Source organism: Bradyrhizobium genomosp. III (genome assembly GCF_000261705.1).
GTDB classification, from domain to species: Bacteria; Pseudomonadota; Alphaproteobacteria; order Rhizobiales; family Xanthobacteraceae; genus Bradyrhizobium; species Bradyrhizobium ottawaense.
Genome location: NZ_AJQF01000215.1, coordinates 1 through 8,899, shown reverse-complemented (window position 1 = coordinate 8,899; position 8,899 = coordinate 1). Strand labels below are relative to the sequence as shown.

Below are 8,899 nucleotides of genomic sequence, written 5' to 3'. Positions count from 1 at the left end.
CATCGGCTCGCAGATCTTCATCGCGCCGGCAGTGGCATGGCTCGCGACCGTGTTCGGGCTGCGGCGCGTGCTTGGCGTTCCGAGCCTGGTCTATGCCGTCATCTCGCTGATCGTTCCCTTCGTGCACGATTATCCAACGCTGCTCGCGCTCAGCGTCGTGCATGGCCTCCTGCTCGGCACCTTCGTGCCGGCGACGCTGATGATCGTGTTCCGCAATCTGCCGATCCGGTGGTGGCTGCCGGCGATCTCGATCTATTCGATCCGCGTCGGCTTTGCGCTCGATACCTCGAGCTCGCTGGTCGGCTTCTATGTCGACCATCTCGGCTGGCAATGGCTGTACTGGCAGAGCGTCGTGATCGCGCCGTTGATGGGGCTGATGGTCTATCTCGGCACACCGAACGAGCCCGTGAACCGCGCGCTGCTGCGCGAGGCGGATTGGGGCGGCATGCTGCTGCTCGGCGCAGGTGTCGCGATGATTTACGCCGGGCTCGATCAGGGCAACCGGCTGGACTGGCTGGGTTCGGGAACGGTGATGGCGCTGCTCGTCGGTGGCGCGGTGCTGTTCGCAGGCTTCCTCGTCAACGAGTCGCTGGTGCGGCAGCCCTGGGCGCATGTGAACGTCTTGTTCTCGCGCAATATCGGATTGGGGCTGGTGCTGATCCTGCTCTACACGCTGACCAGCCTGTCCAACGCCTCGCTGGTGCCGAATTTCCTCGCTGCCATCGCCCTGCTCAGGCCCGAGCAGAGCGGCGTGCTGCTGCTCACCTATGGCGCGCTCCCGATGTTCGTGCTGGTGCCGCTCTCGATCTGGCTGCTGCGGCATTTCGATACGCGCACCGTGATTGTCGTGGGTTTCGCCTGCTTCGCCGCCGCCAATCTCTGGGGCACGCAGCTCACCCATGACTGGGCGCGCGAGGACTTTGTCGGCATCGTGCTGCTCCAGGCGATCGGGCAGTCGCTGACCCTGCTGCCGCTGATCATCACGCTGCTGTCGAACTCCGACCCGAGCCGCGCGACGTCGTTCGCCGCCTATATCCAGATCATGCGGCTCGGCGGCGCCGAGATCGGCGTGGCGCTGATGGGGACATGGCTGCGCGTGCGCGAGCAGGTCCACTCCTTCTATCTCGGCCAGAACCTCGGCGTCGGCGACGTGGACGTGGTGCGGATGCTGAAGCAGCTTGCCGATCACTTCGCTGCCCACGGCGCCGGACTGGCACAGCCGCGTGCGATCGGCACGCTGGCGGGCATCGTGCAGCGCGAGGCCAACGTGCTCGCCTATATCGACGGCTTCTGGCTGTGCTTCTGGCTCGCGATAGCCGCGCTCGGTGTCCTCGCACTGATCACCCGTGCGCCGGCCGGCCCGTTCACGCCGGCGCCATTCGGCTTCGCCAAGACGGTGCTGCGCAAGTGCGGCGTGCAGGTGACGTAGAGCGCGTTACCGCATCTGCCGCGCCGGCTCGATCAGCTCGGGCCGCGGGCCCGACAGCCGCTTGTGCATGTGGACCATGAAGGCCATGCCGAAGATCGGCGTCGCCAGGTTCACGATCGGGATCGAGACGAAGGCGGCGATGAAGAGGCCGGCGGTGAAGATGGTGGCGGCATTGTCGCGCCGCATCGCCTTGGCCTCTTCCGGCGAGCGGAAGCGCATCGCGGCGAGCTCGAAATATTCGCGGCCGAGCAGCCAGGCGGCGGCGAGGAAGAAGATCAGGAAGCCTGCGCCGGCGAAAAGCACCAGCGGCAACGCGATCAGATAGACCAGGATGGTCAGGAGCGCGGTCTTGATGCCCTCGAAGATCGCCTGGCTGAACGGCAGCGCGAGGCCCGGCTGTTCGGCGGGATAATGCTCGCGCTCGACGATGTCGGCGACGTCGTCGACGAACAGGCTCGCCACCAGCGAGGTGATCGCGGGCATCAGGAAGACGCCGCCGAACACGACGCCGAGGCCCGCCGCGATCGAGACGATCCAGGACAAGACCTCGAGCGAGGTGTGCCAGCCCGGCCCGAGCAGGCCTTCCAGCCAGACCTCACCGGAGGTCGCAAACCAGCTCAGCAGCCGCTGCAGCCCGATCGCCAGCACGGTGATCAGCACGAGCGCAAGCCCGACCGATCGCCACAGGATCGAGCGCATCGGCGGCGAGATCATTTGCGACAGCGCCTTGATGGCGGCATCCAGCATGGGGGACCCTCTGAGGTAAACACCCTGCGAGAGGTAGACACCCAATGCGGCTTCGGCAAGGGAGGGCGGCTGCCCAAGGCACGACCGTGTCCCGGACGCAGTGCGGCATGCAATGACGCGCTGCTGAGCCGGGACCCAGGAGCTTGCGGCGAGATGGGCCCCGGCTCAGCGGCGCACCGCTGAAGAAGCGCTGCGCCGCGTCCGGGGCACGCAAGCTCGCTCCTACCCATGCCGGTGCCCGTGCTTCCGCACCTTGGCCTGCTTGCCTTCGCCCGTCGGGATCATCACCACGCGGCCGTAGCGCACGCCGCGTTCGGCGATGATGTGGTCGGCGAAATGCCTGACCTCGGCGGCATCGCCGCGCAGCGCCGTCATCTCCATGCAATTGTTGTCGTCGAGATGGACGTGCAGCGTCGCCAGCGCGAGGTCGTGATGGCCGTGGAATTCCTGCACCAGGCGTTTTGACAGATCGCGGGCGGCGTGGTCGTAGACATAGACGAGGCCGGCGACGCATTGGCCGGTCTGGGCGGTGTCCTCGGTGCTCTGCTGCAGGCCGGCGCGGGCGAGATCGCGGATGATCTCGGAGCGGTTCTGGTAGCCACGGGCTTCCGCCGCCGCGTCGATCTCCGCCAGCAGATCGTCCTCGATCGTGATGGTAATTCGCTGCATCAGGTCCTCTCCGCGCGTACCCGCTGAATGGACCTGTCTTACACGGATTTCGTCCCCCTCACAGCCGCGTCGCCCGCAGCCGCAGCGCATTTCCGACCACGCTCACCGAGGACAGCGCCATCGCCGCCGCGGCGATGATCGGCGAGAGCAACACGCCGAAGGCGGGATAGAGGATGCCGGCCGCGATCGGAATGCCGGCGGCGTTGTAGATGAAGGCGAAGAACAGGTTTTGCCGGATGTTGCTCATCGTCGCCTGCGACAGCTTTCGCGCCCGGACGATGCCGACGAGGTCGCCCTTGAGCAGGGTCACGCCCGCGCTCTCCATCGCCACATCCGTGCCGGTGCCCATGGCGATGCCGACTTCCGCGGCGGCCAGCGCCGGCGCGTCGTTGACGCCGTCACCGGCCATCGCGACGCTGCGGCCGGCCTTTTGCAGCCTGGTGACCACCGCGCTCTTTTGGTCCGGAAGCACCTCGGCCTCGACCTCGGCAATGCCGAGCCGGCGCGCCACGGCCTCGGCCGTCGTGCGGTTGTCGCCGGTCAACATGATCACCTTGATGCCTTCGGCAGCTAACGCCTTCAGCGCCTCCGGGGTCGAGGCCTTGACCGGATCGGCGATCGCGAACAGGCCGGCCAGCCGGCCGTCGACGGCCATGTTGATCACGGTGGCGCCGTCCTGGCGTAGCCGTTCGGCGTCAGTGTCGAGCGCGGTAGTGTCGATGCCGATCGACGTCAGATATCTGGCATTGCCGAGCACGATGGTCTTGCCGTCGACCTTGCCGGTGGCGCCCTTGCCGGTCGGCGAGTCGAATTGCTCGACCTGGCCGAGGGCCAGCTGCTTCTCCTTGGCGGCGCGCATGATCGCGTCGGCCAAAGGATGCTCGCTGGCGCGCTCGACGCTGGCGGCAAGCTTGAGGATGTCATCCTCCGCAAAACCCGACGCCGGCACGATCGCGACCACCTTGGGCTTGCCCTCGGTCAGCGTGCCCGTCTTGTCGACGACCAGCGTGTCGATCTTCTCCATCCGCTCCAGCGCCTCGGCGTTCTTGATCAGCACGCCGCCTTGCGCCCCGCGGCCGACGCCGACCATGATCGACATCGGGGTTGCGAGGCCCAGCGCACAGGGGCAGGCGATGATCAGCACGCTGACGGCAGCGACCAGGCCGAAGGCCAGCCGCGGCTCAGGTCCGAACCAGGCCCAGGCGGCAAAGGCGGCGATCGCGACGACGATGACGGTGGGCACGAACCAGCCCGCGACCTGATCGGCCAGCCGCTGGATCGGCGCGCGCGAGCGCTGCGCGTCCGCGACCATTTGCACGATCTGCGACAGCAGCGTCTCGCGTCCGACCTTGTCGGCGCGCATGATGAAGCTGCCCGACTGGTTCAGCGTGCCGGCGATCACCTTCGCGCCGCTCTCCTTCGTCACCGGCATGGACTCGCCGGTGACGAGCGATTCGTCGAGCGAGGAGCGGCCCTCGAGGATCACGCCGTCGACAGGCACCTTTTCGCCGGGACGGACACGCAGGCGTTCGCCGGCATGCAGCGCGTCAATCTCGACCTCGTGCTCGCCGCCGTCGTCATCGACGCGGCGCGCGGTCTTCGGCGCAAGCTGAAGCAGCGCCTTGATCGCGCCGGAGGTTGCGTCACGGGCGCGCAGCTCCAGCACCTGGCCGAGCAGCACCAGCACGGTGATGACGGCAGCCGCTTCGAAATAGACGGCAACAGCACCTTCATGGCCGCGGAACGTGGCGGGGAAGATCTGCGGCACGACGGTGCCGATGATGCTGTAGACATAGGCAACCCCGGTGCCCATCGCGATCAGCGTGAACATGTTGAGGTTGCGCGTCAGCAGCGACTGCCAGCCGCGAACGAAGAACGGCCAGCCGGCCCATAGCACCACGGGGGTGGCGAAGGCGAGCTGGATCCAGTTCGACAGCGTCTGATCGATCCAATTGTGCGGGCCCGCGAGATGGCCCCCCATCTCCAGCACCACGGCCGGCAGCGCCAGCGCGCCGCCGATCCAGAACCGCCGCGTCATGTCGGCGAGCTCGGGGTTGGGGCCGGTCTCCAGGCTTGCCACTTCCGGCTCCAGCGCCATGCCGCAGATCGGACAGCTGCCGGGTCCGACCTGGCGGATCTCCGGATGCATCGGGCAGGTGTAGATCGTGCCAGCCGGCATCTCCGGCTCGGGCGCCTTGTCCTTGGCGAGATATTTTGCGGGATCGGCGGCGAATTTGGTGCGGCAGCCGGCCGAGCAGAAATGGAAGGTCTCGCCGTGATGTGTGAGGTGGTGTTTTGAGGTTGCAGGATCGACCGTCATGCCGCAGACGGGGTCGTGCACCTTGCTGGCCGCATCGCCATGGTCATGCGCGTGATGATGGCCGTGGCCGGCATGATTGCCGTGCCCGCCGCAGCAGGAGGACGCCGCCGGCTTGGTCGCTTCCGTTTTGGCGGAACAACCGCATCCGGAATGTCCGTCCCCGCCCTGATGATGCCTGTGTTCGTTCATTGCCCTTGCTCCGGCCTTATACCCGGGGTCTTGCAACCTATACCCGGTAGGGGTATATAGACCCCATGCGCAAGGACATCAAGGCATCTGTCGGAAAACGCCTCGGCCGGATCGAGGGCCAGGTTCGCGGCCTCTCGAAAATGGTGGAGGAAGACCGTTACTGCATCGACATCGTGACGCAGATCTCGGCGGTGCGTGCCGCACTGCGCCGGGTCGAGGAAGAGGTCCTCAAGGACCACGTCGCCCATTGCGTCGAGCACGCGATCGCGAGCGGCGACAAGGCCGACCAACGCGAGAAGATCGCGGAGCTGATGGCGGTGATCGGACGGGCGGAGCGGTAGGTTTTCACCGTCGCTGCGCTCGTGATGATTGTTGTTGAGCGAGATCGCGCCATAACTCCGGTGTCGTCCCTGCGAACGCAGGGATCCATAACCCCAGGGAGATGTTGGCGAAGACTCGTTGTTCGGTATGTCTACCGCGACCACTCGATAGATCACGCGGTATGGGTCCCTGCTTTCGCAGGGACGACAGCGGTTACGCCGCAATTTCTCTCGCCCGGCCACGGCGCCTCGGGCGGTACATCGCCAGCTTCTTCAGCAGCGGGACAGGCCCGGGAACGCTTTCAGCCGTCACCGCAGGCTGTGCACTCACTTGCGCAGCCGGAATTTCAGCCGGCGCCTCTTGGTCAACCGCCTCAGGAACGAGCGGCGGCGCACTGATCGTTTCTGGAAACACACTGAATGTGCCCGCTACCTCCTCGAGCGGCTTCTGCTTGTCGGCCCAGTGCAGGGCGGTGTAGTCGAACCCGTGCACGATGGTGGGTTTGACGACTTCGAAATAGGGCGAGATGTCGAAGTCGCGGGGCATGTAGAGCGAGGAATCGCGGATGTGCAGGATCTCGCGGCGGGCGGCGCGGCTGCCGGCCTTGGTGATCTTGGGCAGGATCGGATAGCGCACCGCATCGAACGCCTGCGCGATCAGCGCCGAGCAGATGATCTTGGTCGGATCGCCCGAGCCGATCGCGATCATGCGTCGCCGCCAGCGCTGCGGCACCGGCAACGGGAACAAGAAGCGCATGAGGTCGACGATGTTCTTGGTGTCGTAGCCGAAGCCGATGCGGTTGATCGCATAGCGGCAGACCGTGGTGCGGTCCTCGTAGGACAGCCCGACCGGGCGGCAGACCCGGGTGTGATACGGGAAATATTTCGACAGCGGCGCAGACGTGACGCCTTCGCCGATATTGGCCTCGATCAGCACATGCGGTTCGCCGTCGGCCTCCGCGGCGCCCTCGACCGGGCCGACATAGAGCGCGGCATGCGACCAGGTCGACTGCGTCAGATATTTGATGATGCCGGAGATACGGTTGTTGCCCTCGACCAGCAGCACGTCGCCGGGCTCGATCACGCCGCGCAGGTGCTCCGGGTCGCTCGGCGTGAACGGCTCGTAGCCCGGCACCTCCTTGGAGAGGTACGCGGCAATCAGCTTGCCGACTGAATCTAGGACCGTCCCCATTTCCAACTCCCCCCACGACCTTTTGCGGCCGTCTTTTTCCCTTCTCTATCATGGTCGAAACGTCTTGCAATTCGGTTCATCACTCCGTGACTTCAGGCACGATTGATTCACCATGATGGTTGCCGTGCAACATCAGATGCGGCAAGGTTCGCTGACTGTTCCCGTTCGCCGCAAGTCCTCGGAAACCATGACATGACAATCACGCGCCGCGGTTTCCTTTCGGCGTCGGCGGGTCTTGCCGCCGCAATGCCGGTCCTGCGCGCAACCGCCGCGCCCCTGCCGCGCGAGGCCGACATCGTCGTGATCGGTGCCGGAGCCGCGGGAATCGCTGCGGCGCGGCGCATCATGGCGACGGGCCGCAAGGTCCTCGTGATGGAAGCGGCATCGCAGATCGGCGGCCGCTGTATCACCGACAGCACCACCTTCGAGGTGCCGTTCGACCGCGGTGCGCGCTGGATGCACAATCCCGACACTAATCCGATGATCCGGCTGGCGCGCAGTGTCGGGCTGGACGTGCTGCCGGCGCCATCGGGCCAGAAGATGCGCATCGGCCGCCGCAACGCGCGCGCGGGCGAGACCGAGCAATTCCTGGCGGCGCTGGTGCGCGCCAATCGTGCCATCGACGATGCCTCGCGGGCCAAGCTGGATACCTCTTGCGCCTCCGTGCTGCCGAAGGATCTCGGCGACTGGACGGGCGCGGCCGAGTTCATGCTGGGTGCGGGCTTTGCGGGCAAGGACCTGAAGGAGCTGTCCGCGATCGACAAGGGACGCGCGCAGGATCGCAACGCGGCGATCGCCTGCCGTCAGGGCCTGGGCACGCTGATCACCAAGCTCGGCGAGCAGGCGCCGGTGGCGCTGTCGACGCCGGCGAGCCGCATCAGCTGGAGCAACCGCGACGTCACCGTGGAGACGCAAGCCGGCAAGATCGCCGCGCGCGCCGTCATCGTCACGGTCTCGACCAACGTGCTGACATCGGGCGCGCTCAAGTTCACGCCCGACATTCCCAAACGCACGTTGGACGCGGCGTCAAAGCTGGGCCTCGGCAGCTATGATCGGATCGTGCTGCAATTGCCCGGCAATCCGCTCGGCCTGTCGCGCGACGATATCCTTATCGAGCAGAGCAATTCGGCGCGCACGGCGCTGATGTACGCCAATATCGGCGGCTCCTCGCTGTGCTCGATCGATGTCGGCGGCGCGTTCGGCCGCGATCTCTCCGAGCAGGGCGAGAAGGCGATGGTCGCCTTCGCCAGGGAATGGATCACGAAATTGTTCGGTAGCGAGGCTGCGGCTGCCGTCGGGAAGACCAGCGCTACGCGCTGGACCGCCTCGCCCTACGTCCTGGGTGCGATGTCGGCGGCTTCCCCTGGCGGCCAGCTGTCGCGAAAAATCCTGAGCGAGCCGATCGGCAACGTGTTCCTTGCTGGCGAAGCCACGCACGAGACGCTGTGGGGCACCGTCGACGGCGCCTGGGAAAGCGGCGAGCGCGCCGCGGACGCAGCCTTGCGCAAGATCGGTGCGCTCAAGGACGATTCGGCGGATGTGCCGACGCAATCGACGAAGAAGCGCCGCATGCCGCGGCAATAAGGCAATCAAGCCGCCAAACACTCCGCCGTCGTCCCTGCGAACGCAGGGACCCATAACCACAGGGAGACGTTTGACGAAGCCTCGCAGTTGAGAGATCGTCGTCGGGACTGTCACTTGTGTCTTATCGATAGATCACGCGGTATGGGTCCCTGCGTTCGCAGGGACGACAGCGGAGATAATCAGCGCAACACCCCGTCCAGCACCGGCAGTCCCGCGATCACCGCCATCGCGATTAGACCATAGCAAATCGCGCGAAATACTTTCTCGCTGGCGCGGCCGAACAGCGAGGCGCCGAATGCGACGCCAGCCGCATAGACCGGCCCGACGATCAGCGAGAGCACGAGCGACTCGCGGCTGATCAGACCCGTGGACGCGTAACTGATCATCGAGAAGAAATCAGACGCGCCGAAGAACAGCACGATATTGGCGCGCGCGACGATCGGCGCGAT

The 8,899-nt window shown here is 66.0% G+C and carries 7 protein-coding genes and 1 pseudogene; 3 read left to right on the top strand and 5 right to left on the bottom strand.

Going from position 1 to position 8,899, the window contains the following annotated elements; translation table 11 throughout:
* Window positions 1-1,429: MFS transporter (locus IC66_RS0118695; RefSeq protein WP_038948638.1), on the top strand; the 1,429-nt coding region annotated here is incomplete at its 5' end.
* Between the two features lie 6 nt (window positions 1,430-1,435).
* Here the strand turns inward: IC66_RS0118695 and IC66_RS0118690 are convergent.
* The 3 genes from IC66_RS0118690 to IC66_RS0118680 all read right to left on the bottom strand — a co-directional run bounded on the left by IC66_RS0118690 (window position 1,436) and on the right by IC66_RS0118680 (window position 5,354).
* Window positions 1,436-2,176 carry a sulfate transporter family protein gene (locus tag IC66_RS0118690; protein WP_038948637.1) on the bottom strand — a complete coding sequence of 247 codons (741 nt, stop codon included), beginning with the start codon at window positions 2,174-2,176 and terminating at the stop codon, window positions 1,436-1,438.
* 222 nt (window positions 2,177-2,398) lie between these two features.
* Entirely contained in the window at window positions 2,399-2,845 is a 447-nt protein-coding gene (gene nikR / locus IC66_RS0118685) for a nickel-responsive transcriptional regulator NikR (protein WP_038948636.1), read from the bottom strand.
* 58 nt (window positions 2,846-2,903) lie between these two features.
* Window positions 2,904-5,354, bottom strand: coding sequence for a heavy metal translocating P-type ATPase (locus tag IC66_RS0118680; protein WP_038948635.1), 2,451 nt, complete (start codon window positions 5,352-5,354; stop codon window positions 2,904-2,906).
* 65 nt (window positions 5,355-5,419) lie between these two features.
* Between IC66_RS0118680 and IC66_RS0118675 the strand changes: the two genes are divergently transcribed.
* Window positions 5,420-5,695 (top strand): metal-sensitive transcriptional regulator, encoded by a 276-nt coding sequence (locus IC66_RS0118675; protein ID WP_007598521.1) that lies wholly within the window; start codon window positions 5,420-5,422, stop codon window positions 5,693-5,695.
* A gap of 193 nt (window positions 5,696-5,888) precedes the next feature.
* On the opposite strand, the gene IC66_RS0118670 is transcribed toward IC66_RS0118675, so the two are convergent.
* Window positions 5,889-6,866, bottom strand: a complete 978-nt coding sequence (locus tag IC66_RS0118670) for a YiiX/YebB-like N1pC/P60 family cysteine hydrolase (protein WP_038948634.1) — start codon at window positions 6,864-6,866, stop codon at window positions 5,889-5,891.
* 192 nt (window positions 6,867-7,058) lie between these two features.
* Between IC66_RS0118670 and IC66_RS0118665 the strand changes: the two genes are divergently transcribed.
* A complete protein-coding gene (locus IC66_RS0118665) occupies window positions 7,059-8,450 on the top strand; it encodes a flavin monoamine oxidase family protein (RefSeq protein ID WP_038948633.1) in 1,392 nt (463 codons plus the stop codon).
* Window positions 8,451-8,629: 179 nt separating this feature from the next.
* Here IC66_RS0118665 and IC66_RS0118660 read toward each other — a convergent pair.
* A pseudogene (locus IC66_RS0118660) lies at window positions 8,630-8,899 on the bottom strand (sulfite exporter TauE/SafE family protein); the annotation flags it as partial.